The organism is Curtobacterium sp. MCBA15_016, from assembly GCF_001865105.1.
In the GTDB taxonomy this organism is placed as follows: Bacteria; Actinomycetota; Actinomycetes; order Actinomycetales; family Microbacteriaceae; genus Curtobacterium.
On sequence record NZ_MJGR01000054.1, the window covers coordinates 2,500 to 3,047 of the forward strand.

A 548-nucleotide genomic window follows, 5' to 3' on the forward strand; every position below is an offset into this window, starting at 1 on the left:
TGGACGCCGACGACTTCCGCGGGCGGCTGCTGCCGTACCTGTCGGGCATCGTGTCGGATCCGGTGACGCCGGAGCAGCTCGAGATCCTCACGAAGGCGGCGCCGCTCGTCCAGGAGCGCATGCAGCTCCTCGGCGAGGCACCGGGGCTCCTGGCGTTCCTCTTCACGTCGGACGACGCGCTCGAGATCGACGAGGACGCCCTGGGGACCCTCAAGGCCGACGCCGGTGACGTGCTCCGCGCGAGCATCGCCGCGCTCGAGCCGCTCGACGACTGGACGACGGCCTCGATCGAGGGCGCGCTCCGTGCGGCGCTCATCGACGGTCTCGGCCTGAAGCCCCGTGTGGCGTTCGGTCCGCTGCGCGTCGCGGTGTCTGGTCGACGGATCAGCCCGCCGCTGTTCGAGTCGATGGAGATCCTGGGCAAGGAGTCCACCGTCACGCGCCTGCGTCGCCTCGCGGACCGCTGACGTGGCCGAACGGCAGGGTGACGCGGCCGACCGGCAGGCTGACGCAGCCGAGCGGCTGACGGTCGACGTCGTCGTCGTCGG

General features: G+C 71.9%; 1 pseudogene. It reads left to right on the top strand.

What is annotated here, in order from left to right:
* Nucleotides 1-467: pseudogene (locus BIV03_RS17095) on the top strand (glutamate--tRNA ligase); the annotation flags it as partial.
* Nucleotides 468-548 lie beyond the last annotated feature (81 nt).